25 protein-coding genes are annotated in these 24237 nt (G+C 61.7%); all 25 read right to left on the reverse strand.

Going from position 1 to position 24237, the window contains the following annotated elements; all coding sequences use genetic code 11:
* Positions 1-10: 10 nt before the first annotated feature.
* A complete protein-coding gene (gene trbJ / locus IV109_RS18795; RefSeq protein ID WP_296700568.1) occupies positions 11-739 on the reverse strand; it encodes a P-type conjugative transfer protein TrbJ in 729 nt (242 codons plus the stop codon).
* Positions 736-3192, reverse strand: coding sequence for a conjugal transfer protein TrbE (gene trbE / locus IV109_RS18800; RefSeq protein WP_296700571.1), 2457 nt, complete (start codon positions 3190-3192; stop codon positions 736-738). The genes trbJ and trbE overlap by 4 nt, the downstream gene beginning before the upstream one ends.
* Before the next feature lie 22 nt (positions 3193-3214).
* On the reverse strand, positions 3215-3499 hold the full coding sequence (locus tag IV109_RS18805; RefSeq protein WP_296700574.1) for a VirB3 family type IV secretion system protein: 285 nt from the start codon (positions 3497-3499) through the stop codon (positions 3215-3217).
* Positions 3496-3828 (reverse strand): TrbC/VirB2 family protein, encoded by a 333-nt coding sequence (locus tag IV109_RS18810; protein ID WP_296700577.1) that lies wholly within the window; start codon positions 3826-3828, stop codon positions 3496-3498. The genes IV109_RS18805 and IV109_RS18810 overlap by 4 nt, the downstream gene beginning before the upstream one ends.
* Positions 3825-4790 (reverse strand): P-type conjugative transfer ATPase TrbB, encoded by a 966-nt coding sequence (gene trbB / locus IV109_RS18815; protein ID WP_296700738.1) that lies wholly within the window; start codon positions 4788-4790, stop codon positions 3825-3827. The genes IV109_RS18810 and trbB overlap by 4 nt, the downstream gene beginning before the upstream one ends.
* An 85-nt stretch (positions 4791-4875) precedes the next feature.
* The gene (locus IV109_RS18820; RefSeq protein WP_296700579.1) at positions 4876-5352 is read right to left on the reverse strand and encodes a CopG family transcriptional regulator; all 477 of its coding nucleotides are present in this window, start codon (positions 5350-5352) and stop codon (positions 4876-4878) included.
* Positions 5349-7370: a conjugal transfer protein TraG gene (locus IV109_RS18825; RefSeq protein WP_296700587.1), complete on the reverse strand. Its 2022-nt coding sequence runs from the start codon at positions 7368-7370 to the stop codon at positions 5349-5351. The genes IV109_RS18820 and IV109_RS18825 overlap by 4 nt, the downstream gene beginning before the upstream one ends.
* Before the next feature lie 534 nt (positions 7371-7904).
* On the reverse strand, positions 7905-11039 hold the full coding sequence (locus IV109_RS18830) for an efflux RND transporter permease subunit (RefSeq protein WP_296700590.1): 3135 nt from the start codon (positions 11037-11039) through the stop codon (positions 7905-7907).
* Positions 11040-11051: 12 nt separating this feature from the next.
* Entirely contained in the window at positions 11052-12626 is a 1575-nt protein-coding gene (locus IV109_RS18835; protein WP_296700593.1) for an efflux RND transporter periplasmic adaptor subunit, read from the reverse strand.
* A complete protein-coding gene (locus IV109_RS18840) occupies positions 12623-13897 on the reverse strand; it encodes a TolC family protein (RefSeq protein ID WP_296700596.1) in 1275 nt (424 codons plus the stop codon). The genes IV109_RS18835 and IV109_RS18840 overlap by 4 nt, the downstream gene beginning before the upstream one ends.
* Positions 13898-13956: 59 nt before the next feature.
* Complete coding sequence (locus IV109_RS18845) at positions 13957-14304, reverse strand: copper-binding protein (RefSeq protein WP_296700600.1); 348 nt, start codon at positions 14302-14304, stop codon at positions 13957-13959.
* A 91-nt stretch (positions 14305-14395) separates the two neighbouring features.
* Positions 14396-15133 (reverse strand): L-2-amino-thiazoline-4-carboxylic acid hydrolase, encoded by a 738-nt coding sequence (locus IV109_RS18850; RefSeq protein WP_296700602.1) that lies wholly within the window; start codon positions 15131-15133, stop codon positions 14396-14398.
* A gap of 30 nt (positions 15134-15163) precedes the next feature.
* Entirely contained in the window at positions 15164-15388 is a 225-nt protein-coding gene (locus tag IV109_RS18855) for a hypothetical protein (RefSeq protein ID WP_296700604.1), read from the reverse strand.
* Positions 15389-15593: 205 nt separating this feature from the next.
* Positions 15594-16082: an SRPBCC family protein gene (locus tag IV109_RS18860; RefSeq protein ID WP_296700607.1), complete on the reverse strand. Its 489-nt coding sequence runs from the start codon at positions 16080-16082 to the stop codon at positions 15594-15596.
* Positions 16079-18157: a copper-translocating P-type ATPase gene (locus tag IV109_RS18865; protein WP_296700740.1), complete on the reverse strand. Its 2079-nt coding sequence runs from the start codon at positions 18155-18157 to the stop codon at positions 16079-16081. Before IV109_RS18865 ends, IV109_RS18860 begins: the two co-directional genes overlap by 4 nt.
* Positions 18158-18257: 100 nt before the next feature.
* Positions 18258-18686, reverse strand: coding sequence for a DUF302 domain-containing protein (locus IV109_RS18870; RefSeq protein ID WP_296700610.1), 429 nt, complete (start codon positions 18684-18686; stop codon positions 18258-18260).
* Positions 18687-18738: 52 nt separating this feature from the next.
* The gene (locus IV109_RS18875; RefSeq protein WP_296700612.1) at positions 18739-19023 is read right to left on the reverse strand and encodes a heavy metal-associated domain-containing protein; all 285 of its coding nucleotides are present in this window, start codon (positions 19021-19023) and stop codon (positions 18739-18741) included.
* Positions 19024-19120: 97 nt separating this feature from the next.
* Positions 19121-19537 (reverse strand): hypothetical protein, encoded by a 417-nt coding sequence (locus IV109_RS18880; protein WP_296700615.1) that lies wholly within the window; start codon positions 19535-19537, stop codon positions 19121-19123.
* A 58-nt stretch (positions 19538-19595) separates the two neighbouring features.
* Positions 19596-19799, reverse strand: a complete 204-nt coding sequence (locus IV109_RS18885) for a hypothetical protein (RefSeq protein ID WP_296700618.1) — start codon at positions 19797-19799, stop codon at positions 19596-19598.
* A 171-nt stretch (positions 19800-19970) separates the two neighbouring features.
* Positions 19971-20468 carry a TPM domain-containing protein gene (locus IV109_RS18890; protein ID WP_296700620.1) on the reverse strand — a complete coding sequence of 166 codons (498 nt, stop codon included), beginning with the start codon at positions 20466-20468 and terminating at the stop codon, positions 19971-19973.
* A 2-nt stretch (positions 20469-20470) separates the two neighbouring features.
* Positions 20471-21280 (reverse strand): YgcG family protein, encoded by an 810-nt coding sequence (locus IV109_RS18895; protein ID WP_296700743.1) that lies wholly within the window; start codon positions 21278-21280, stop codon positions 20471-20473.
* A 38-nt stretch (positions 21281-21318) separates the two neighbouring features.
* A complete protein-coding gene (locus IV109_RS18900; protein WP_296700622.1) occupies positions 21319-21951 on the reverse strand; it encodes a LemA family protein in 633 nt (210 codons plus the stop codon).
* A gap of 29 nt (positions 21952-21980) precedes the next feature.
* A complete protein-coding gene (locus tag IV109_RS18905) occupies positions 21981-22559 on the reverse strand; it encodes a hypothetical protein (protein ID WP_296700625.1) in 579 nt (192 codons plus the stop codon).
* Positions 22550-22942 (reverse strand): hypothetical protein, encoded by a 393-nt coding sequence (locus IV109_RS18910; protein ID WP_296700628.1) that lies wholly within the window; start codon positions 22940-22942, stop codon positions 22550-22552. Before IV109_RS18910 ends, IV109_RS18905 begins: the two co-directional genes overlap by 10 nt.
* Complete coding sequence (locus tag IV109_RS18915) at positions 22932-24194, reverse strand: MFS transporter (protein WP_296700632.1); 1263 nt, start codon at positions 24192-24194, stop codon at positions 22932-22934. Before IV109_RS18915 ends, IV109_RS18910 begins: the two co-directional genes overlap by 11 nt.
* Positions 24195-24237 lie beyond the last annotated feature (43 nt).

Below are 24237 nucleotides of genomic sequence, written 5' to 3' on the forward strand. Positions count from 1 at the left end.
GGTGACTCCTTCAGTTGCTGTAGAAGTTGACTGTGTACGGGGTGTAGGGCGTGCCCTCCCCCTGGAAGCGCCGACGCACCTCGCGCGCTCGCTCCTGCACCGCCACTTGCCGGGCCTGCTCCAGAGCGGTGGCCCGGTCCTGCGTGATCTGAAGTTGCTGCGCCTGGATCGCCTGGCGAGCCTGCAAGGCCAGCAATTGATTGGTCGCTTGCGTGGCCTGCAGGGCACCGACGGCCGACTGACTGCGGTTCACCAAGTCGGTCAGCGTCTGCTCGTCGGACCTGAAGTTCTGCACCGCCTGCGACTGCACCTGGGTCGCGGTGCGCAACGCCTCCAGCGAGTTGCGCCAGCGCTGGCGTGCATCCAGCGCCATCTGACCACCTGAAGCAGATGCGGAATACGCGTTCGGGTACAGCCGTGAAAACTCGGTCTCCATCTGCGACACGTTGAAGGCCATGCCCTGCGCCTGCTGAATCAGCTGGTTCGTCGCAGACAGCGCGGACCGCAACTCGGCCAGTGCACTGAAGTCCAGGCCCGTCAGATTCCTGGCCTGGTTCATCAGCATCTGCGCCTCGTTCTGCAACTGCCGGATCTGGTTGTTGATCTGCTCCAGCGTACGTGCGGCGGTCAGGATGTTCTGGGAATAATTGGAAGGGTCGAACACGACCCACTGCGCTTGTGCAGCAGGCATGGCGGTCACAAGCAAAGCAGTGGCAACGGCCAGCAAGGTCTTCTTCATGATGATTTCTCCTGATGTGATGGAACCGAAAGAAAGGACGGAATGAGGTCCGCAGCCCAGTCCAGACCCCGATGACGCAGCCATGCACTTGCGAAGTCCGCAGGTGGAACGGACGCTGACACCGCATCCATAGCGCGTTGATCCTCGGGCTTGGCAGCAGCGGCAAACGCCAGCGCCACCGGCCCGAGTCCCAAGTCAAAGACCCGGTTGCCCAGTCGCGACTGGTAGTAGTAATCCCGTTTGGGCTGCGCCTGCGCGACGATGTCGATCTGCCGGCTGTTGAGTCCGAAGCCTTCGTAGATGACCCTGATCTGCGGTTCGGTTGCTTGCGAATTCGGCAGGAAGATGCGGCTCGCGCAACTCTCGATGATGGCCGGGGCTATTGCCGAGTCCTTGATGTCCGCCAGCGATTGCGTGGCAAAGATCACCGACACATTCTTCTTGCGCAAGGTCTTCAACCACTGGCGGATGCGGGATGCAAACACCGGATCGTCAAGGAATAACCACGCTTCATCCAGAATCAAGAGCGTCGGTGCCCCATCAAAACGTTCATCGAAACGCGCGAAAAGGTAGCCCAGTACGGCCAGCATTGCCGCCTTGCTGTGCATCAGCTCTTCCATCTCGAAACCCTGCACGTCGGCGGAACCCAATCGGTCCGAGTCCGCATCGAGCAGCTTGCCGTGCGCGCCGCCCAGTACATAGGGTTGCAGGGCCTGGCGCAAGGCATTCGATTGCAGCAGTACTGACAGGCCCGTCATGGTTCGCTGATTGACCGGCGCGCTGGCCAGACTGTTCAAAGCCGACCAGACTGCATCCTTCTCGGCCGGACCAACCGGGACGCCTTCGTGAATCAAGCGCCCTGCTATCCATTCCGCTGCCCAGGTGCGGTAACCGTCCTGGTCAATACGCGCCAGTGGCTGGAAGGAAATAGCACCCTCGGCACCGCCATCATTGCCCAGGTCGTAATGTTCACCACCCAGTCCGAGGATGGTGGCGCGAATGGAGCGCCCCATGTCAAAGGCCAGGATGCGTGAACCGGCATAGCGACGGAACTGCATGGCTAACGTGGCTATCAGTACGGACTTGCCCATACCAATAGGACCAACCACCAGCGTATTGCCCACGTCGCCGATGTGCGTGACCAGCCGGAACGGCGTCGCGCCATCGGTACGCGTCACGATCAGGGGCGGCCCGTCCAGGTGCGCGTTGCGTTCCTGTCCGGCCCACACCGCGGACACCGGCATCATGTGGGCCAGATTCAAGGTCGAGACAATGGGCTGGCGCACGTTGGCGTAGGCATGTCCCGGAATCGACGACAGCCAGGCGTCCACCGCATTAAGGGTTTCCGGGATCGTCACGAAGCCGCGGCCCTGGATGGTTCGCTCTACCGCGCGCAACTTCTCGTCAGCGGCCGTGGCATCTGTATCCACTACTGTGACCGTTGCTGTCACGTACCCGAACGAAACCTGGTCGCTGCCCAGTTCCTGCAAAGCGACATCGGCATCCGCCGACTTATTGGACGCATCGGAATCAACCAACGGGCTTTCCTGCTGGAAGATGGTCTCGCGCAGCAGCGCAACGATGTTCTTGCGCTTGGCGAACCACTGGCGGCGCAAGCGCGTCAGTTCTTTCTCGGCCTCGGCTTTATCCAGGCACAGGAAACGCGTGCTCCAGCGGTAGGCAAAACCCAGGCGGTTCAGGTCATCCAGCAGGCCGGGCCAGGTCGAGGTCGGGAAACCGCGCACCGACAGCACACGTAGGTGCTGACTGCCGAGCATGGGTGCCAGCCCACCCGTCAGAGGCTCATCCGCCAGCAAGGCATCCAGGTGCATGGGCACCTCGGGCACAGCTACCGGATGCCGGCGCGTAGACACACAGCCATGCAGGTAGGTCAACGTCTGGCTGTCGTCCAGCCAGCTGATCTCGGGCATCACCCCTTCGAGCAGACCAAAGAAGCGTTCCGTTTCGGACACGAACGATTCCAGGCGCGCTCTCCAATTGGGCCAGTCCACGCCTTCGGCTCTGGTGTTCTCGTACAGCAGCTTGACGGCACGGGCTTGAGACTCCTCGGGTGGCAGGTACAACAGCGACAGGTGGTAGCTGCTCTCGAAGTGACTATCGGCTTCCTCGAAAGCCGCCCGGCGCTCTTCATCGACCAACCAGGACAGTGGCTCCGGGAAAGAAGACTCGGGATAGTCGGCCGCTTTGCGCCGTTTGGCCTCGACAAACAGCGCCCAGCCAGACCCCAGCCGACGCAGCGCATTGTTCAGCCGCGCAGTGGTCGCGACCAGTTCGCCCTGCGTGGCGCTGTCCAGATCCGGCCCCCGAAAACGCGCCGTGCGCTGGAACGAGCCATCCTTGTTCAGCACAACACCCGGTGCGACCAACCCGGCCCAGGGCAACCAGTCGGCCAGCAAAGCTGGGCGCTTGCGGTATTCGGCGAGGTACATCATGGTGTGTTCTCCATGGTTTACCTCACACGTCCAGCAGCACGCGGTGCTTGATGTGCCGCGCGAAGACCTGTATGAATTGCGGGTCCAAGCGCGCACCCCAAACCGCCAGCGAATGCCCGATGATCCACAGCGCGATCCCCGGCAACCACAATTGCAACCCGAGTCCAACCGCAGCAGCCAGCGTGCCGTTGGCAATCGCCACGGTGCGCGGCGCACCACCCAACAGGATGGGTTCGGTCAGGGACCGGTGCAGCGGAATCTCAAAACCACTGGCGAAGCCCGGCGCGTTGGTAGTCGAAGCGTTCATGCCAGCACCGCTCCACCCGAGAAGCTGAAGAAGGTCAGGAAGAATGACGACGCGGCAAACGCAATCGACAGCCCGAACACAATTTGCACCAGCTTGCGAAAACCACCACTGCTATCGCCAAACGCCAGTGTCAGGCCGGTGGTAATGATGATGATCACCGCCACGATACGCGCCACCGGTCCCTGAACTGATTCAAGGATGGACTGCAATGGTGCTTCCCATGGCATGTTCGAGCCGGCCGCAAAGGCAGGCAAGGTAACTGCCAGCAATAGCGCGCCAATGGCAGCGGCCTGGCGGACTGGTTTTACGTAAATGCGTGAAGTCGTCATGACGGTTCTCCGGTGGTGGGTAAGTTGGGGGATGGGATGGAAGGAAACGACGGCATCAGATCGGTGCTGAGCTGGTAGCCGTGGCTGTCGAAACCGATGACCCGCGCAATCTCCTGCACGTGCCGCTGGCGGCCACGCCCGACGATGAAGACGATGACGTTGACCGCCTCGGCGATCAGCGCACGGGGAACCGTGACGGAGACTTCCTGAATCAGTTGCTCCAGCCTGACCAAAGCGCCATGGGCGGAACCTGCATGCACGGTGGCAATACCGCCGGGGTGGCCGGTGCCCCATATCTTGATCAGGTCCAGCGCTTCGCCGCCCCGTACTTCGCCCACGACCACCCGGTCCGGCCGCAGACGCAACGTGGCACGCACCAGGTCAGCCATGGTGCTGACGTCTGGCTCGGTGCGCATGCAGACATGGTCATCGGATCTGCATTGCAATTCCACCGTGTCCTCGAGAATCATGACCCGGTCGCCGGTATCGGCAATCTCGTCCAGCAGCGCATTGGCCAAAGTCGTCTTTCCCGTGCTGGTGCCACCACATACGACGATGTTGAGCCGCTCGCGCACGGCGGCACGAAGAAACCCAGCCTGAGCCTCGGTCAGGATGCCATCAGCCACGTAGTGGTTCAGCGTCATGATGCGCAGCGCCCGCTTGCGGATGGCAAACGAGGGTGCCCGCACCACGGGTGGCAACACCCCCAGAAAGCGCTCCCCAGTCTCGGGCAGCTCGGCCGACAGAATGGGCGCCCCGGCATTCACTTCGGCCCGCACGTGCGCTGCTACCAGGCGGATGATCCGTTCGGCGACCGCTGGTGGCAGAGTCGTGCCGGTCGGGGCACGCCCTGAGCCCAATCGGTCCAGCCACAGTGTGCCATCAGGGTTCAGTAGGACTTCCACGACTTCCGGGTCTTCCAGCGCTGCCGCAATCTCCGGCCCCATGGCCGTGCGCAGCATCCGTATGCGGCGCTCCAGGGAGACGGCGGCACTGCCACCGCTACCGTCACCATCGCTGCGGTTCTCACCGTCTCCAGTGTCTTTGTCAGGCTTGCGGATCATTGGTTATCTCCCCTTCCTTGTGTTCTGGTGTGGTCGCCTGCGAAGACAGGTCATCCGGGGCAACCTCTTCATGGACTTCGCGCACCAGGCTGCGCCCGCGCTGGATATGGCGGGCGAGTTGTTCGATGAACTGGGCGTAACGGGCACGGCCTTGCGCACGGGCTGCGTCTTGTTGGCCTTCGGGCACGGGCAGCGAGACGGTCAGGAAGTAGCGGATGTAAAGCGCCACCGTTTCGATCAGGATGGCCTGGTCTCGCTCCAGCCGGTCGAACTGGCGCGAGAGACGGTCCAGCCGCTTGCCCATGGCCGCCTCGCGCTGGTCGGCCGCATCGGGTGAGAGGAACGAAGCCAGGGCAGCCGCGATCACCGCTGACTTGGACACGCCCTTGTGCGCGGCGAGCTGGTCCAGCCGTTTGGCGTGATCCGGTTCGATGAAGATATTGAGACGGGTCCGACTCATAGCGCAATCCCGTCATCCGGGTCCAGTGCGGCCAGTCGCGCGGTGCGCTGCATTCTTTGGTCTGAATCACCAATGTCCCGCCTATCCCGCTTCAGGCTCTGCGGCTGCAGCGGCATGTCGTCCTCGTCATCGAGCACCAGCAGGTCGTCGACATCCATCAAAGGCTGGGCATCAAACGCAACGTCCAACTCCGGCTTGAGCTGATGACCGCCTTCATCGGCGAAACCGCACGACTGGTTTGTGGTCAAGGCCTCGGACAATGCAGGGATCGCCAATCCACTCCAGTCGTCTGACCGTGCCGTGGGTTTGTCTGCGTAGCCATCCATCGCCAGCACCGGCGGCGCCAGCATCCGAACCATGAAGTTCCGGTCCTGGTAGTAGCGCAACTTCGCCGCCTTGATCGGCGCATGCCCCGACACCATCACCACCTCTTCATCGGGCGGCAATTGCATCACCTCGCCCGGCGTCAGCAAGGGGCGTGCGGTTTCCTGACGTGAGACCATCAGGTGTCCGAGCCAAGGGGCCAACCGGTGGCCGGCGTAGTTGCGCTGCGCGCGCAGCTCGGTGGCGGTACCCAGGGCTTCAGAGATGCGCTTGGCGGTGCGCTCGTCATTGGTCGCGAACGCAATGCGCACGTGGCAGTTGTCCAGAATCGAATGGTTCTGGCCGTAGGCCTTGTCGATCTGGTTCAGGGACTGCGCAATCAGAAAGGCGCGCAAGCCGTAACCCGCCATAAACGCCAGCGCCGACTCAAAGAAGTCCAAGCGACCCAGTGCCGGGAATTCGTCCAGCATCAAGAGTAGTTTGTGTTTCCTGGCAATGCCGTCGCTGCCGTCCAGTGATTCAGTCAGCCGCCGGCCGATCTGATTCAGGATCAACCGGATCAACGGTTTGGTGCGGCTGATGTCGGAGGGCGGCACGACCAGGTACAGCGATACGGGATGTTCGGCCGAAATCAGGTCCGCAATACGCCAGTCACAGCGCGAGGTAACTTCGGCAACCGTGGGGTCGCGGTACAGGCCCAGGAAACTCATGGCCGTGGACAGAACGCCCGAACGTTCGTTGTCGCTCTTGTTAAGCACTTCGCGAGCTGCTGAGGCAACGACCGGGTGGGTGACATCGTCCAGGTGCCGCGTCGTCATCATCCGGTGCAGCGTGATCTCGAACGGGTTGGCCGGATCAGACAGGAAGTTAGCGACGCCACGCAGGGTCTTGTCGTCACCGGCATAGAGGACGTGCAGGATCGCGCCGACCAGCAGCGCATGCGATGTCTTCTCCCAGTGGTTGCGTCGCTCCAGCGCGCCTTCGGGATCGACCAGGATGTCGGCGATGTTCTGCACGTCGCGCACCTCGTGCATGCCGCGCCGGACTTCGAGCAGCGGGTTGTACGCGGCCGAGCGTGCATCGGTGGGGTTGAACAGCAGGCAGTGCGAGAAACGTGAGCGCCATCCGGCAGTCAAGGTCCAGTTCTCACCCTTGATGTCGTGGATAACGGCGGAGCCAGGCCAGGACAGAAGCGTTGGCACCACCAAACCGACACCTTTGCCTGAACGGGTTGGTGCGAAGGCCATCACATGCTCGGGGCCTTCGTGGCGAAGATAGTCACCTTCCTTGGTCCGCAGTCGGCCGAGGAACACACCTGCGGGTTGGGTCAGACCCGCAGCCCGAACCTCTTCAGGCTCGGCCCACCGGGCTGAGCCATAGGTTGTGACGCGCTTTGCGAGACGCGACCGCCAGACGGCCATCGCGATGGCGGCACCGGTTGCGACCAGACCGCTGAATGCAGCGATGATGCCGCCGCGCAGGAAGACATCGGGGGCGTAGGCATCGAAGAAGTACCACCACTCGAACAAGCGCCACGGGTGATAGATCGGGATACCAAACAGGTCGAACCAGGGTAGCCCAAGCCGCACCTGGTAGCCGAGCGCCGCCGCAGTCCATTGCGTGGCAGACCATATGCCAGCAAGCGTGACACTAAGCACCACCGCCATCTGTCCGAACAGGATGCCTGTTGGCATGCTTCCCCTTTATGCGTTAACTCCGAGCCCGCGCTTGCCACCGCAGCAGCGCCCATGCGAGTCTGGTCTCAGCTGGCCACGTGACACACCCACGCGGACGTAGCGCAGCGCAGTTCATCAAAGGAAGCGGAGAGCCACCGCTGGCATTGACCGCAGACGACCGCCGATATCGACTGGCTGACCAAGACGCCGCGCGAGCACTGAGCGATTGTTCGCGCATCAGAACCCTGCTGCGCTGGTGAAATGACACGATGAAGTCAAGCAGAACGGGACTGCGAGTTTGCCCTCAAAACACTTTGTCTAAGCAAACACGCTCAGTTACTCTTGTAACTGAGCGTGTTTTGGCGGAGTCAGTCACACATTGTGTCTGCACCGTTGCCGTACCCGACGACGCGTCAGGCAGCGCCGCACAGCGGGCATCAAGATAGGACGCATCTGCGGCCACCGTCCGCAGCTCATTCCAACGCCCAATCAAGCCCAGGGCATCGGCACACTGCACACTGCACCGCAAAATCTTTTAATGCCGATTCGGGGTTAACCCTCCAGCCCCCGCTTCAGCCTCCACTGTTTGACCAGCGCGTAGATCGCCGGAATCACGGCCAGCGTCAGCATGGTGCTGGAGATCATGCCGCCCACCATCGGCGCGGCAATGCGGCTCATCACTTCGGAGCCGGTGCCAGTCCCCCACATGATGGGCAGCAGGCCGGCCATGATGGCGACCACGGTCATCATCTTGGGCCGCACGCGCTCCACCGCACCTTCCATCACCGCCTCGTACAGGTCGGCCACACCGGGCTCTCTGCCGCCCGCGCGGCACTTCGCCTTGACCGCCTCCCAGGCGTGATCGAGGTAGATCAGCATGATGACGCCGGTTTCGGCCGCCACCCCGGCCAGCGCAATAAAGCCGACCGCCACCGCCACCGACAGGTTGTAGCCGAGCAGCCACATCAGCCAGACGCCGCCGACCAGGGCGAACGGCACCGAGAGCATCACGATCAGCGTCTCTGTGATGCGCCGGAAGTTGAGGAACAGCAGCAAGAAAATGATGAGTAGCGTCACTGGAATGACGACCTTCATTTTCTCGATGGCGCGCTCCATGTACTCAAACTGGCCGCTCCAGGTGACGTAGTAGCCGGGCGGGAACTTGATCTGTTGGGCCACCGCCTTCTTTGCGTCGGCCACATAGCCGCCAATGTCGCGGTCCCGAATGTCAACGTAGATGTAGGCTGACAGCAGCGCGTTCTCGGTGCGGATACCGGGCGCGCCCTTGGCGACCACCACCTTGGCCAGTTGCCCCAGGGGAATCATGGCGCCGTCCATGGCCGGGATCAGCACCTCGCGCGCAATTTGCTGCGGGTCGCCGCGCAGCTCGCGCGGGTAGCGCACGGTGACGCCATAGCGCTCCCGGCCCTCGACCGTGGTGGTCACCATCTCACCGCCCAGCGCGGTACCGACGACATCCAGCAGGTCGCCCACATTCAGCCCGTAGCGGGCCAGTTGCTCGCGGTCGGGCTCGATGTTGAGGTAAAAACCGCCGGTGATGCGCTCGGCGAAGGCGCTGGTGGTACCGGGCACGGCTTTGACCACCGCCTCGATTTGCTTGGCCAGCTTTTCCATCTCGTCCAGATCCTTGCCGAAGACCTTGATGCCAATCGGCGTGCGAATGCCGGTGGACAGCATGTCGATACGGGCCTTGATCGGCATCGTCCAGGAGTTCGCGACGCCCGGGAACTGCAAGGCCTTGTCGAGTTCGGCAATCAGCTTGTCGATGGTGAGCCCTGCGCGCCATTCGGATTCCGGCTTGAGGTTGATCACGGTCTCGAACATCTCGGTCGGCGCCGGATCGGTCGCCGTGTTGGCGCGCCCGGCCTTGCCGTAGACCGAGGCCACTTCGGGGAAGCTCTTGATGATCTTGTCCTGCGTCTGCAACAGCTCCGCGGCCTTGGTGATCGACATGCCGGGCAGGGACGCCGGCATGTAGAGCAATGAGCCTTCGTTGAGCGTGGGCATGAACTCGGAGCCGAGCTGGGAGGCCGGGTAATACGAGACAGCCAGCGCCAGCAGGGCGAGAAGAATCGTTATTTTCTTCCAGCGCATAACGCCGGCGATGATCGGTCGATAGACCCAGATCAGAAAGCGGTTCACCGGATTTTTCGCCTCCGGCATGATCTTGCCGCGGATGAACAGCAGCATCAGCACCGGCACCAAGGTGACCGACAGCAGCGCCGCACCGGCCATGGAAAAGGTCTTGGTATAGGCCAGCGGCGAGAACAGCCGCCCCTCCTGGCCTTCGAGGCTGAAGACCGGCAGGAATGAGACGGTGATGATGAGCAGCGAGAAGAACAGCGCGGGCCCGACTTCCTTGCAGGCGGCCAGCATGGCATCCAAGCGGTCGCTGTTCGTGTGGCCCTCAGGCAGCCGCTCCAGATGCTTGTGGGCGTTCTCGATCATGACGATGGCCGCGTCGATCATGGCACCGATGGCAATGGCAATGCCGCCCAGGCTCATCAAATTGGAGCTCATGCCCAGCAAGCGCATGGCGATGAAGGAGATCAGGATGCCCACCGGCAGCATCAGGATGGCGACCAGCGCGCTGCGCACATGCAACAGGAAGACGACACAGACTAGCGCCACGATGAGCGACTCCTCCAGCAGGGTTCGCTTGAGGGTGTCAATGGCCCGATTGATGAGTTCGGAGCGGTCGTACACCGTTTGCACCGTCACCCCGGCAGGCAAGCCGGGGCCGATTTCTGCAATCTTTTCCTTCAGGTTGGCGATCACTTCCAGCGCGTTCTGGCCATAGCGCGCCATGGCGATGCCCGACACCACCTCCCCTTCGCCATTGAGTTCGGTGAGTCCCCGTCGCTCGTCGGGCGTCAGTTCGACCCGCGCAATGTCGCGGACCAGCACCGGCGTGCCCTTGTCGCTCTTGACCACCAGCATCTCGATATCGCTCTTGCCCCGCAGATAGCCCTTGCCGCGCACCATGTACTCGGTCTCGGCCATCTCGACAGCGCGGCCACCGACATCGCGGTTCGAGTCGCGGATCACCTGCGCCACCTTCATCAGCGGGATGCCGTAGGCGCGCAGCTTGACCGGGTCGACCGTCACCTGGTAGGTTTGCACGAAGCCGCCGATGGAGGCCACTTCGGCGACGCCATGCGCCTTGGTCAGTTGATAGCGCACATACCAGTCCTGGATCGAGCGCAGTTCCGCCAGCGTCTTGTCCTTGGCCAGCAGCGCGTATTGGTAGACCCAGCCGACCCCCGTGGCGTCCGGCCCGATCTGCGGCGTGATGCCCTTGGGCATGCGCCCGGACGCGAAGTTGAGGTACTCCAGCACGCGCGAGCGGGCCCAGTAGATGTCGGTGCCGTCTTCAAAAATGATGTAGACGAAGGACGCGCCAAAGAAAGAAAAACCGCGCACCACCTTGGATTTGGGCACTGACAGCATGGACGTCGTCAGCGGGTAGGTGACCTGGTCCTCCACCACCTGCGGTGCTTGGCCGGGGTACTCGGTGTAGACGATGACCTGCACGTCCGAGAGGTCGGGCAGCGCGTCGATCGGTGTCCTGAGGACGGCAAAGATGCCCCAGAGCGTGATAAACAGAGTGGCGAGCAGGACCAGGAAGCGGTTCCGGCCCGACCATTCGATGATGTTGGACAGCATGGTTTGTTCCGGTCAACGACCGGCGGGCGCCGTAGCCGCCAGGGGTTTGACGCTGGTGATGACCCATTCACCGGGCTGACGCTCGACGAACTCGACGGCGACTTTGGCGCCCGGCTTCAAGTCCTTGAGCAGGGCGTCATTGGCGGCCTTGAACTCCATGGTCATGGCCGGCCACTTGAGGCTGGCCACCGGGCCGTGCGAGAGACTGACCGTGCCGGCCTTGGCGTCGATGCTGTCGACCGTTCCTTCAGCATGGTGGCCTGACGCTTGAGGCACTGCGGCCGGAGCCGAGCTGCCAAAACCTCCGACCGCCGCCTTGAGATTGCTCTCGGCGTCGATCAGGAAGTTGGCTGCCACCACCACTTTGTCGCCGTCCTTCACGCCGTCCAGGACTTCCACGTAGTTGTCGTTGCGGGCACCCAGCTTGACCTCTCGCGGCTCGAAGCGGCCCGCGCCTTGGCTGATCAGCACCATCTGGCGCGTGCCGCTATCGATGACCGCGGAAGCCGGTACGGTAACCACCGTGCCTTGGGTGGCGGCCGATAACTCCACCTGGGCGAACATGCCGGGTTTGAGCAACAGGCCGGGGTTGGCGAGTTCCACGCGAACCGCCACGGTGCGCGTCTCGGCTTTGAGGGTCGGATAGACGTAGGTCACGCGGCCCTCGAACAGCTTGTCCGGGTAAGCGTTGATTTTGACCTTGGCCTTGGCACCGGATTTGACCAGGGCAATGTCCTGCTCGAAGACGTCGGCGACGACCCACACAGCGGACAGATCTGCGATCTGGTAGAGCGCCTCTCCAGGCATGAAGCGCATGCCCTGCACCGCCTTTTTCTCAATCACGATGCCGGCCACCGGCGAGCGGAAGGTCAGGGTGCGCTTGGACTCACCGGATTTGGCCAGCGCCTTGATCTGTTCTTCCGAAATATCCCAGTTCTTGAGGCGTTGCAGGCTGGATTCGGCCAGCTGCTTCATGCCGGCCTGGGCCGGGCTGCCCGCCTCCTTGAGCGATTCCACGCCTTGCGCGGCAATCGCGTATTCGCGCTGGGCCGACACCAGCTCCGGGCTGTAGACTTCGAACAGCGGTTGGCCGCGACCGACCGGCTGGCCGGTGACGTTCACATGCAGGCGCTCAACATAGCCTTCGAATTTGGGGGCGATGGAGAAAAGACGACGTTCATCGGGCTCGATGCGGCCGGCTGCGCGCACGGCCCGGTCCAGGGTGCGCAGTTGGGCGGCTTCGGTGCGCACGCCTAGTTTTTGAACCTTGTCGGTGCTGATCTTGATCTGCTTGGCGGCTGCGGGATCGTTATCCTCTTCCCCGCTGTAGACCGCGATGTAGTCCATGCCCATGGGGTCTTTTTTCGGAACCGGCGAGGTATCGGGCAGGCCCATCGGGTTGCGGTAGTAAAGGAGTTTTCGTTCCTTTTTGCCAGTGGCATCAGCCGCACTGCTAGCGCTGGCCGTCACCGCTGCATCACCATTCGGCCGGGATGCCATGCCCTTGTGGCCGAACCAGTAACCACCACCGGCGGCGAGCAGCGCCACCGTGATGACGCCCACGGCAATTCCCGTGCCCTGCTTCATAGATCTTCCCCTATTAATTTTTCGATTTCGGCAAGACGAATTTGAGCCTCCAGCTGGGCCTTGATCTGGTTTTGTTTGGCTTGTCGGATTTGGCGCTGGGCATCCAGCAGCGTGGCGAAATCGACCTTGGTGTTTTCATAGCTGGCCAACGCGGACTTGAAGGTGAGCTCCGACTGCGGCAGCAGGCTCGTGCTTGTCGTCATTTCGGTGCGGCGGGCGGCGTCGAGTCCCGACAGGTTTTCCGCCAGCTCACTCAGTACCTGGTTCGCCGCCGCTTCCCGGCGCACGCGGGCGGCCGACAACATGGCCTCGGCTTCGCGTTCCTGCGAACGGCGTGAGGATTGCTGCAAGGGAATGTTGAGCTCCACCATCAGGCCCCATTCCTTGATCGCGCTGCCGTACTGGACCGGGGCCACGCTGACATTGAAATCCGGATAGCGGTTCTTGTAAGTCAGCTCGCGCGTCTTCTCGGCCGCCCTGAGTTTGGCGTCTTCCGAAAACAGCTGCGGATTGTGGCCGCGCACGCGCTCTTCCAAAGCGCCATATGCCAGTCGCGTGGCGAGCGGCATGGGGCGCAAGCGCTCCGGTGGCGCCAGTGCCGCATTGGCGGGACGGGCGAGCAAGGCGTTCAAGCGCGCCTGGACCATGCGCCGCTCGTTCTCCAGCGCGATCAATTCATTGCGCATATTGCTCTGCTCGACTTGCGCGCGAATGATATCCTGCTGCACCGCCAGACCGCCGGCGTAGCGCGATTGCGCCACTTGTTCCAGACGCGCCATCAAATCCAGTATTTCTGTCGTCAAGCGTTCGCTCTGGTGCAGGTAGTAAAACTGCGCATAGGCAGACTTGATGCGCGAAGACAACTCGGCCCAGGTGCCCAGTGCACGGCCCTCGGCGCCTTGCGCCTCCAGCGCGGCGATGTCGCGCTTGAGATCGCGCTTGCCGAACCAGGGCACGTCCTGCATCAAGGTATAGCGTGTACTGCCCACCTGGTTGGGCAACAGGGTCGGGTTCTGCTCGCCGGCCTTGGTGATGTCCATCAGCTCGACGCGGAGTCTGGGGTCGGGCAAGGCGCCGGCCGGCGCCACTCGCTCGGCGGCGGCCTGCGCCTCATAGCGCATGCCGCTGTATTCCGGATTTCTTTCCCGTGCGATCACGAGCAGCGATTGCACATCCGCGCCCGGCGGCACTTCCTGCGCGCCTGCGGCGAAGCACCAAGCGCTGGCAACCGCCGCGAACAGGAAGCCCCAGGGGCTTTGAAATGATGTCATGCGAATGTCCCCTGCTTATTGTTCGAATCCGGCCAGCCAGGCCGGCGAGCCTTGGTGACTTACTTTACCGATTCGAAACGCACCACCGTCATGCCGCCGTCCGCGGGATCGGTGGCAAAGCGGATTTTCTGTCCTTCTTTCATTTGGTTGAGCCAGGCCACATCCTTGACGCGGTAGGCCATGGTCATCGCCGGCATGCCGCCAGGCAGTGGGCCGTGCGACAAGGTGACCCGTCCCGTTGACTTGTCGATTTTCTTCACGACGCCCTCGGCCAGCGGCATTTCGGCGGCCGCCATCTGCATCGCGGCGGGGCCGCCGTGACTGCTGTGGTCTGTTTGGGCCATGGCCTGCATGGAAAAGCCTGTGCTGGCCAGCACGATGAGCACGGAGGCAATGAAAGTCCTCATAGGGGTTTCTCCTGGGGTTGAATGCAATGAGAGCAGTCTGCACGACTCGCCCCGACGGCTAGCTGACCGCCAAATTACATTTTTGTTATTTTCAAGCTTCCGTCTTCGCACCCTTGAGCAAATCTGCACGACGCAAACCAACACCACCATCCCAAGGCGATGGCAAGCGTTCATAGCTGAAGGTGCAGCGCAACGCCCCTCTTGCAATCGTGTCGGGCACTTGTCCTCCTCGGTGAAAGCGCATCAAAGGCGAATACTCGTTAAACACCATTTCGTCAGATCGGCAGAATGCCTCGGTGATCGCGGCGTTTCCCATGTCCCGAAAGCACTCGTGGAAGCGGCATCGTGTAATGTGCATCGTTACCGTTGCGTCGGTGTGTAAAACACCATCGTTCTCGTTGTGGCTGATGAAACCTTCCTCCATCTGCGCCTCATGCTCGCGATGGAAGTGGTCCCAGGTCCGTGGCTGGCCGGGAGGAGGAAAGTAAGCTTGACGCTGCACGACGCAAGCTAGACGGTAGAGGAAGGTCTGAGTAATCGCCAGCGCACTTGGATCGCCAATTCTCTTGGCAAGCTCCTTGTAGAGCACGCCAACCAAAAGAAACGTCTTCTTGACTTCCCGCAGAGGCCTGTCGTCGCCCTCCGTCGCGAAACGTTTGCGGTAGAACGGCGCCAGCAAGAACAGGCGCGCCATGAAGAGAAAGCGCCACCCACCCAACGCGGGCGCGAGTTCCTCGTCGAGCAGTCGCGGCACCGCGTTGAACAGTATGTTGCGCCGATGTTGGCGTTCGACTGCTGGGTCCAACTTTTTAGAGGAAATGATTGACATATTGGGAACCTGCAGACCGCAGCGCGCGACTTATTTCCCGTCGCGTGGATGGTAGTGCTTGGATTTATCCTGCGCGGCATGCTTCTTAGCAGCCGGAGCGCTCGCTGCGTCTAGCGGATTGCTGGCCTGAGCGCCTTGCTCCGATTTGGCTGCGGTAGCGGGTTTGGCATTGCTGGTCTGGCCAGCCTGGACGTTGATGGACAGGACCGTGATCGCGGCGAACATTGCTGTTGATATGACGGTTTGCAGTTTCATGGTGTTTCTCCAAAGAGGTGAATAAGGTAAAACTGTCTGGTGTTTTCAGACACTTTGAAGTCTGATCTTCTGCGACCATCGGCACCATGACGGCAAAGTTACATTTGAGCAAGATTCAAGCGTTCGTCAAGTTGGACGACGCGACGACTGTGCGTCAAACCCAATATGAGACTCCCTGCAAGAGCCTGCCGCCAGCGAAAAACAATCAAAAAGCTTTCTTCGCATCTCCGATCATGCGGCTCACACACCAATTTGCGTAAACATTGCTCAGGAGTCTTCCGAGCCAGCGTGCCAACACGCCATCGGGAAGAACGTAGTCGATCCATACGCGCAACCGCGTCTTGTCGGCATGCGGGGTCAGGTCAAAACCCATGCGATAGCGTCCAATCACCAGCAACTTGGGCTCTGCGCTGGTTTCCCAGGTCTTTCGAAGCGGGGGCTCGTATTCAATGACTGTCTCTTCGACCGATAAGGGAATGCCCAGCACGCGTCCCTTCACCCGGATCTGAGATCCGACGGCCTGGCCACGGCGCTTATCGGTTTCTATTTGCATCGTGCCACCGGCCATCATCAGCGACGGCTTCTCCATGTGTCCGGCCAGTCGCTTGTGGTCGTCCAGCAGGTCGAACACGGTTTGAGGCCTGGCCGCGATGTCGGCCGTCGCTTCGCGATGGAACTGGTAGCGCGGATTCACACCCGACTACGTCGCAGACGCAGTGCATTGCCGATCACCGACACGGAACTGAAGCTCATGGCGAGGGCCGCGATCATCGGCGACAGCAGCCAGCCCGTCAGCGGGTACAGCACACCCGCCGCGATCGGGATTCCCAGCGTGTTGTACAGGAGGGCGAACAGCAAGTTCTGTTTCATGTTGGCGACAGTGGCTTCCGACAACGCCCGCGCGATGGCGATCCCCCGCAAGTCACCCTTGACCAGCGTCAGCTGTGCGCTGTTCATCGCGACATCGGTCCCGGTACCCATGGCCACGCCGACATCGGCTTTGGCCAAAGCCGGTGCATCGTTGATGCCGTCCCCCGCCATCGCCACGATGCGCCCTTCCTTCTGCAGTCGCTCGACCAGCAGCAGCTTGTCCGCCGGTTTGACTTCCCCGTGCACCTCGTCAATGCCCAGGCGCGCACCAACCGCCTTGGCCGTGGTCAGGCCGTCGCCGGTGGCCATCACGATGCGCAGGCCGGCCGCCTTCAGGGTCGCCAAGGCTTCGGGCGTACTGGGCTTGATCGGATCGGACACGGCCAGCAGGCCCGCCAACTGCCCATCAACGGCCAGATGCATCACGCTGGCACCCTCGGCGCGCAAGGCCTCGGCCTCTGACACCAGAGGCGCAACCGAGACGCCGATTTGCGCCATCATCGTGGTGTTGCCAAGCGCCAGCTGGCGCCCTGCGACCTGCCCGCGTACGCCGATGCCTGAACCGGACTCGAAGTTCTCCGGCTTGTCCAGCGTCATGCCGCGCTCCCGGGCGGCCTGCACGATGGTCTGGGCCAGCGGGTGCTCGCTGCCCTGGTCCAGGCTCGCGGCCAGGCGCAATACGTCGTCCGCCTCAAAGCCCGCGGCGGGAACGGCGCGGTCAAACGCCGGGCGGCCCTCGGTCAGGGTGCCGGTCTTGTCGATGATGAGGGTGTCGACTTTGCGCAGGTTTTCGATGGCGGCCGCATCACGGAACAGCACGCCCCGTGTGGCGCCCAGACCGGTGGCCACCATGATGGACATGGGCGTGGCCAGGCCCAGGGCGCAAGGACAGGCGATGATCAGAACCGCGACCGCATTGATCAGGCCGAAGACCCAACTGGGCTCGGGCCCAAACAATCCCCACGCCAAGAAAGTCAGCGCGGCGATGGCCACGACGGTCATGACAAAGTAGCCCGCCACCAGGTCAGCCATGCGCTGCATCGGAGCCCTGGAACGCTGGGCTTGTGCCACCATCTGCACGATTTGCGCGAGTACCGTGCTGGCGCCCACCCGCTCGGACCGCATCACCAAGGCGCCACTGGTGTTGAGTGTCGCGCCGATCACCTTGTCCCCCACGCGCTTGGTCACCGGCAGCGGTTCACCCGTCAGCATGGACTCATCGACCGCACTACTGCCTTCGGTAATCGTCCCGTCCACGGGCACCTTCTCCCCTGGGCGGATGCGCAACACATCGCCCACATGGACGTGGGTCAAGGGCACATCTTCTTCGCTGCCGTCGTCACGGATGCGTCGGGCGGTCTTCGGTGCGAGACCCAGCAAGGACTTAATGGCGGCTGATGTCTGTGACCGGGCCTTGAGCTCAAGCACCTGGCCCAGCAAGGTGAGCGAGATGATCACGGCCGCCGCTTCAAAATAGACGGCGACCCGACCCATCGAGACGAAGGAGGCCGGAAATACCTGTGGCGCCACCGTCGCCACCACGCTGTAGACGAATGCGGCGCCGGTACCGAGCCCGATCAAGGTCCACATATTGGGGCTGTGATTCACCACCGACTGCCAGCCACGGGTGAAGAAGGGCCAGCCCGCCCACAGCACGATGGGCGTCGCGATGACCAGTTCGACCCAGCTCTGCAGCGCCATGTCCATCCACTGCAGTCGGTGGCCGAACATGGCGAGCACGAAGACGATCGCGGTCAGCGGCAAGGTCCACCAGAAGCGGCGCTGGAAATCACGCAACTCGGGGTTGTCGTCGTCCCCCAGCTCAGGCAGCATCGGCTCCAGTGTCATCCCGCACTTCGGGCAGTTGCCGGGATGGTCCTGGCGTACCTCGGGGTGCATCGGACAGGTGTAGATCGTGCCGCCCGCATTGGCGACCGACGGGGGGCTGGCAAAACTGCCAGTGCTGGTGGTACTGGCGGAGTTCATGGTCTTGTTCTGGTCAGGCCAGCGCGGCGCACACGCGCTGCAGCCGCTCGCGCGCCTCTTGCGCCACCTGGGCCACCTCCGGGTTGTCGGTCATTTGCAGCATCGCTATCGGGTCGATGAAGCCGACCGTCACCTCGCCGCCGCCATCCTGGCGCACGGCCACATTGCACGGCAGCAGCAGGCCGATGTCGGGTTCGGCCGTCAGCGCGCGGTGCGCCAGCGGCGGGTTGCAGGCGCCCAGAATGCGATGCGCTGAAACGTCGATGTTCAACTTGTTCTTCATCGTCGCCTGCACGTCGATCTCGGTCAGGACGCCGAAGCCCTCCGTCTTCAGGGCGGCAGTCACGCGCTCGACCGCGGCGGCGAAGTCGGTCTTGCCAAGATGGGCGTGAAATCCGTAGGGCCGGGACACGGGCGTTGATGTTCGTTCGCTAGGGGTCATGATCATTTCCTTCCAGAATAGTTAGTTGCTCGAGCTGCGTCTTCCACGGCCGTCAGCCGCAACCACAACCACCTGTGGTGCCGCTGTGGCAGCTCGATGTCTTGGGCTGCGCGGTCGATTCAGAAGACGTGGCCAGTCGTGCGGGATAGCCCGCCGCAGTCAAGGCCGAAACCATGAAATCGCTGCCTTGCTGGAAATCACCGCGTACCCGGACATGGCCGGACTGCAGATCAACATCCACCCCGCTCACACCCGCGAGGGGCTGCAGCGCCTGCGTGACATGCTTGACGCATGAGCCACAGCTCATGCCGTCAACTTCCAGATCAATAGTTTTCATATTCAGGCTCTTCAAACTAGTCGTATTAACAATTGACGGCGCCACGTCTTGTGGGGAACCTCGCTTGGTCGATCGCGGCGTTAGACCTGGCGCCGCCTCACTTGGACGGTGCAACTGGCATTCGGTCCATCATCATGGTCATCATGGTCTGCATCATCTCCATGCGCTTGGCCATCATCTGATGCTGGGCACCCATGTCGCCAGTCATCCCCCGCACGCCCTTGTTGCCCATGCTTGCATCAGACATGTCGCCCATCATTGCCATTCCGCCCTGCATAGCTTTCATATGTTCGGCCATCAGCTTACTACGATCTTCCGGGGTCTTGGCGTTCATCATCTTTTCGTGCATATCGCGCATGGTCTTCATCTGCGCATCCATTCTGGCCATATCGGGGGTGGCCATGCTGTTGGCAGATGCGGAGCCCATGGGCATCGTCGGGGCCGTGTTGCAAGCGACCAAGGTGCTGGCGGTGGCGATGGCGAGAGCAAGTGGAATGAAACGGAAATGGGTCATAAAAGACTCCTGTGTGGGTTAAATAAAGTTGAGGCTGGCGCGGGATATTCGATTTTGATCACTTGCCGCCTCGCTTGACGATCCATGCCACAACGCCAGCAACCACGATGACCAGCAAGATCGGCATCCATATCCCGCCGTATTCGCCCATCGAACCGACACCCCATGTGCCGCCGTTCATCATGTTTCCGTTTTGCGCGAACGAAGCACCGCTGCTGAACAGCGACGTCATGCCAACAGCCATAAAAAGCAAGGTCTTCATAAATTTTCTCCAGTAAAACATCGAAGTCAATTTACGTGGGCGTCCTGCCAACGTCTGTGCGGCATCACACATACCCTTGCTGAAACGAAACAAATCGGGGAATACTGTTTCAGAAAGCGGGACCAGCTCTCACCTAGACCCTGCGCATCACCCGCTCCGTCGTTGCTGGCCTCACAGCAGCACCGGCTTGTCCGGCAATTCATTGCGGCTGCGACCGTCAGCGGGGAAATGCGCCACCAAATGCTGCGTCACCGCCTGCACGCCGCTGACCACGCCACCTTCATAGTTCGCTTGTTTGAAGGCTGCCTCCATCTGGTGACACACTTTATTCCATTCTTGCGCGCTCACCTTGGCGTCAATCCCGCGATCAGCAACAATCTCCACCGCCCGATCGGCGAGCAGCACGTAAATCAGCAAGCCATTGTTGTGTTGCGTATCCCACACGCGCAGTTGAGAAAAAACTTCAATCGCGCGCGCTCTGGCCGACTGCCCCTTGAACAGTGGCACGCCGTCCAGAGCATCCTCTACTGCGAAACGGATTTCTCCGACGTGGGCGGTCTCGCTGGCCTTGATCGCTTTCTCAATCATCATCAATGTGCTCTCGGGAAAGGCCCGCCTGACCTGTCCATGGGTCGTCAGCAAATGTTTCACTATGCGTTTGATATTCATGCTCACCACCTTCCCGACGCACCGCCGCCACCGAAGCCGCCACCGCCACCGCTGAAACCACCACCGCCTCGGCCACCACCGTAGTAGCCGCCAAGTCCATGTCCGCGCATGCCACCACCCAGCAACGTGACGAATAGCGCCATCACGCCAGCAAGCAACGCCACAGATACGGCGCCAGCTACAAACCAGGCAAGCACGGCCACGGCTCCGCCCGTGACCAGCGCGCCTGGAACTCGGCCTAACGTAGCCCGCAGAACGCCGCCGACTACGATGGCTAGAATGAAGACAATGGGGGCGTACTGTCGAAGATCTCCGATGTTTCCGGTAGGCTTCTCGCTCGGTGCCGGCAAGGGCTCACCATCAATGACACTGATTATTTGCCCCACACCGGCATTAATGCCACCATAGAAATCTTGCTGCTTGAACCGCGGCAGAATGGTTTCGCTGATGATACGTTTGCTGGTGGCATCGTTGAGCGCCCCTTCCAGGCCGTATCCCACCTCGATGCGCAGGGTGCGGTCGTCCTTGGCGATGACCAGGATGGCACCGTCATCGACCTTCTTACGTCCGAGTTTCCATTGCTCTGCAACACGCAAGGCGTAGGGCTCAATGGCTTCTGGGGCTGACGAAGGAATCATTAAGACAGCCAGCTGACTCCCTTTCCTGGCTTCAAACGCTGTCAGGGATTGCTCCAAAGAGGACTTCTGCTCTACGGTCAGCGTGCCGGTCTGGTCGATGACATGCCCCGTCAAAGGCGGGACTGCAATCTGTGCTGAGACAACAAGGGACCAGCAAAGCGTGACCGCAAACAGTAACGCTCTGGTCGCCCCCCTCGCGGTACTCGGGGTGATCACTTGGTAGCTTCCGAAGCGACGCCTTTGGGCTGGACCGGCGCGGCGTCAAAACTGACGCTCGGCGACCTGGAGATTTCCTTTTCGTTCTCGACGGCGAAGTTGGCCTTTTGCTTGTAGCCAAACACCATTGCGGTCAAATTGGAGGGGAAGGATCGCACCGTCACGTTGTAGTCCTGCACCGACTTGATGTAGCGGTTGCGCGCCACCGTGATACGGTTCTCCGTCCCTTCCAACTGCGCCTGCAGATCCCGAAAACCCTGATTGGCCCGCAAGCTCGGATAGTTCTCTGAAACAGCCATCAGCCTCGACAACGCCCCGGTCAATTCGCCCTGCGCCTGCTGGAATTTCTGGAATGCCGCAGGATCGTTGATCAGTTCCGGGGTGGCCTGGATCGATGTAGCCTTCGAACGCGCTTCGATCACTTTGGTCAGCGTGTCCTGCTCGAACTTGGCCTCGCCCTTGACGGTGTTGACGAGATTGGGGACCAGATCCGCGCGGCGCTGGTACTGGTTGACGACCTCCGACCAACTCGCCTTGATTTGTTCGTCCGTGGTTTGGAACGTGTTGTAGCCGCAGCCGCTGAGGCCAAGAGCCAGCAGTGCCAAAAATAAAGTAAAAATTTTGCGCATTTCGATTTCTCCGTTGAAGTTAAATGATGCTAGTCCGATAGCGGACGGGTGTCCAGTTCCGTTTTGATGCCGTCCATCGGTACACCGGTCGCGTGCGCCGTCACGGCACCGACCAAGGAATACTTGAGTCCCTTGCCCAGTAGCAGCGCGCCGACCACTTCGGGCCACGGCAATCCGAGCAGCGCCGCGAGAATCAGCGCCGGTGTCTGAGCGAACGGTGATGCGGCAATCGCTGCCAGCGTGACAAAGCCGTAACTCGATACCCAACTCACAAGGTAGTGCCAGTGCTTCGAGGCCGCCAACTGCGGCAGACGGTCATTGATCCATACGGTGCCAAAGTGACCCAGCAAGTGGGTGAACAGTGCTCCTGCGATGGCGCTCCCGAGCACCGACCACACGACCACGGTGCGCCAGCGGCGCGGATTGAACGCGACCAGCGCTATCAGCATCGGTCCCACCGGAACCGTGAGGCTCAAGGTGGCTGCAGCGGACAGCACCGCAATGAGCGGTGGGAACCACCAACGGTCGGCATAGGGGACAAGTCGTCCCACCCAGCGGCGAATACCCAGGTTGTGCCCGAACTCAAGGGCATGCGTGATCAGCCGCATGACATCCCGCCCCGCTGCTGGGTGAACACCGGACTTGCGGCGACTCCGTACCACGCGGACGCAACAAGCGTCGCAGTAGCACGCCCTAGTATCGTTCTCCTTCTGACCTTCAGCACTGGCACGAGCGGCTGAATCACACCACGGTCAGGAGCAACCTTGAAGTTTGCGTCGGCTGCCGGCGGACGCGCCAGCAGACCGACCTGTGGACCGTTGCCGGGTTTCAGTATCAGGGTATGTTTCAATGCCAGCCCCAACAGTTGCACCGCAGCGTGGCACACGTTGACAAGTTGGTTTTTCTGGCTCAGGGGCCGGGTCGGGCCGCAGCAGCCCATGGCCGCCCAGCGCCATAACGAAGGTTCGCGAAGGCGACTGTCAGTCGTCATGCTCGACCTCCAATGTGTTCTGCGAGGATATCTCGTCGTCACGCGCCGTACCCCACAGCGCGTATGCAGCACCAGCGCCGAACAGCAGGACGATCGCCGCTAGCCAAAACGGCGCGGCGGGGTGCAACGCGAAGAGGGAGCCGGCACTAACCGATCCGAGCGCCTGACCCAGGTTGCCCGCCGCGGCCTGTCGGCCCAGCAGCGCGCCGCGTGCACTTGCGTCACGCTCCAGCAGTTCGTAGGACAGGACCGGTCCGATCATGCCAACACCGGTGGCCACGACGGCGATCAACAGACCGAGCGCGCCGGCATCGGAAACAAGGGCTGTGAAACTCAACGCGAGCGCCGAGGCGACAAAGGTCGCGGCAACCCAACGATGGTCGATACGACGCCTCACAGCCGGTAAAAGCATCGTCGACTGAGCGACGAGCATCGCCACACTACAGGTGACGAACATGATTGCCATCGTTCCATTGGTCAGGCCGAGCGTCTGTCCACCAAAGAGATTGAACCCGACTTCGAAGGTGCCCACTGCGAATGACGCGAGCAAAGCAAGCACCATTGACGCAAGGATAAAGCGCCGGCGTTGGACCGTTGTTGGTGGCGTCGGTGGCAATTCGGCCGTGGAGCGATTACGACCCAGGCTCCATGGGGCCAGCAGCAGGATCGGAATCCCACCGACGGCAATGACCAGGGCAGGCCAGTTGACCATGCTTGTCATTTGCCCGACGCTCACTCCCATGACAGGGCCTGCGAGCCAGGTTCCAAACGCGGGGCCGGCAAAAAAACCAATGAACGAAGCGCTGCCGAGCAGTACAAAACGGCGGCTTCGATCACCAGGTGTGCTGATATCGGCGATGTAGGCCTGGGCGGTCGGCAGGATCGCGGCCGCACCTGCCCCAGCCAGCAAGCGGGCTGCATAAACTATGCTGAGGGTGGGCGCAAGCGCAGCGACGGCATCGCCAACCAGAAAGGCGGCAAAGCCGGCCATCAGAACCACCGTCCTGCCATACCGATCGGAAAGACGACCCCACCAGGGCGCAAACAGGAACAGTGCGAACGAATAGACGCCGCCCAGCATGCCGACATGCCAGGCGATCTGCTGCGGCTCGGCGGACCCTAGGTACTGCGACAGGTAAAGCTGAAGCAACGGCAACCCAGCACCGTAGCCCAGCGCGACCACGAAAACTGCAGCTCCAAGCAGCGCCATCGCCGCATGGCTCGATGGCGTCAAGGGGGTTAAACGCTTCATCGCCTGGCTCCTCTGAGGCACGGGTGGCCGTAACCGCCGTCGC

This window comes from Rhodoferax sp., from assembly GCF_018780565.1.
Taxonomy (GTDB): Bacteria; Pseudomonadota; Gammaproteobacteria; order Burkholderiales; family Burkholderiaceae_C; genus Rhodoferax.

Bases quoted from the DNA above. Each gene is read 5' to 3' on its own strand.
- IV109_RS18915 (WP_296700632.1), bottom strand. From the start codon at position 24,194: ATGAAGCGTTTAACCCCCTTGACGCCATCGAGCCATGCGGCGATGGCG.
- IV109_RS18805 (WP_296700574.1), bottom strand. From the start codon at position 3,499: ATGAACGCTTCGACTACCAACGCGCCGGGCTTCGCCAGTGGTTTTGAG.
- IV109_RS18840 (WP_296700596.1), bottom strand. From the start codon at position 13,897: ATGACATCATTTCAAAGCCCCTGGGGCTTCCTGTTCGCGGCGGTTGCC.
- IV109_RS18830 (WP_296700590.1), bottom strand. From the start codon at position 11,039: ATGCTGTCCAACATCATCGAATGGTCGGGCCGGAACCGCTTCCTGGTC.
- IV109_RS18905 (WP_296700625.1), bottom strand. From the start codon at position 22,559: ATGCGGCTGATCACGCATGCCCTTGAGTTCGGGCACAACCTGGGTATT.
- IV109_RS18900 (WP_296700622.1), bottom strand. From the start codon at position 21,951: ATGCGCAAAATTTTTACTTTATTTTTGGCACTGCTGGCTCTTGGCCTC.
- IV109_RS18875 (WP_296700612.1), bottom strand. From the start codon at position 19,023: ATGAAAACTATTGATCTGGAAGTTGACGGCATGAGCTGTGGCTCATGC.
- IV109_RS18870 (WP_296700610.1), bottom strand. From the start codon at position 18,686: ATGACCCCTAGCGAACGAACATCAACGCCCGTGTCCCGGCCCTACGGA.
- IV109_RS18880 (WP_296700615.1), bottom strand. From the start codon at position 19,537: ATGACCCATTTCCGTTTCATTCCACTTGCTCTCGCCATCGCCACCGCC.
- IV109_RS18845 (WP_296700600.1), bottom strand. From the start codon at position 14,304: ATGAGGACTTTCATTGCCTCCGTGCTCATCGTGCTGGCCAGCACAGGC.
- IV109_RS18885 (WP_296700618.1), bottom strand. From the start codon at position 19,799: ATGAAGACCTTGCTTTTTATGGCTGTTGGCATGACGTCGCTGTTCAGC.
- trbE (WP_296700571.1), bottom strand. From the start codon at position 3,192: ATGATGTACCTCGCCGAATACCGCAAGCGCCCAGCTTTGCTGGCCGAC.
- IV109_RS18850 (WP_296700602.1), bottom strand. From the start codon at position 15,133: ATGTCAATCATTTCCTCTAAAAAGTTGGACCCAGCAGTCGAACGCCAA.
- IV109_RS18835 (WP_296700593.1), bottom strand. From the start codon at position 12,626: ATGAAGCAGGGCACGGGAATTGCCGTGGGCGTCATCACGGTGGCGCTG.
- IV109_RS18825 (WP_296700587.1), bottom strand. From the start codon at position 7,370: ATGCCAACAGGCATCCTGTTCGGACAGATGGCGGTGGTGCTTAGTGTC.
- IV109_RS18865 (WP_296700740.1), bottom strand. From the start codon at position 18,157: ATGCACCCCGAGGTACGCCAGGACCATCCCGGCAACTGCCCGAAGTGC.
- IV109_RS18910 (WP_296700628.1), bottom strand. From the start codon at position 22,942: ATGACGACTGACAGTCGCCTTCGCGAACCTTCGTTATGGCGCTGGGCG.
- IV109_RS18855 (WP_296700604.1), bottom strand. From the start codon at position 15,388: ATGAAACTGCAAACCGTCATATCAACAGCAATGTTCGCCGCGATCACG.
- trbB (WP_296700738.1), bottom strand. From the start codon at position 4,790: ATGCTGCGCACGGCCATGGGGCCGGAGATTGCGGCAGCGCTGGAAGAC.
- trbJ (WP_296700568.1), bottom strand. From the start codon at position 739: ATGAAGAAGACCTTGCTGGCCGTTGCCACTGCTTTGCTTGTGACCGCC.
- IV109_RS18820 (WP_296700579.1), bottom strand. From the start codon at position 5,352: ATGAGTCGGACCCGTCTCAATATCTTCATCGAACCGGATCACGCCAAA.
- IV109_RS18810 (WP_296700577.1), bottom strand. From the start codon at position 3,828: ATGACGACTTCACGCATTTACGTAAAACCAGTCCGCCAGGCCGCTGCC.
- IV109_RS18890 (WP_296700620.1), bottom strand. From the start codon at position 20,468: ATGAATATCAAACGCATAGTGAAACATTTGCTGACGACCCATGGACAG.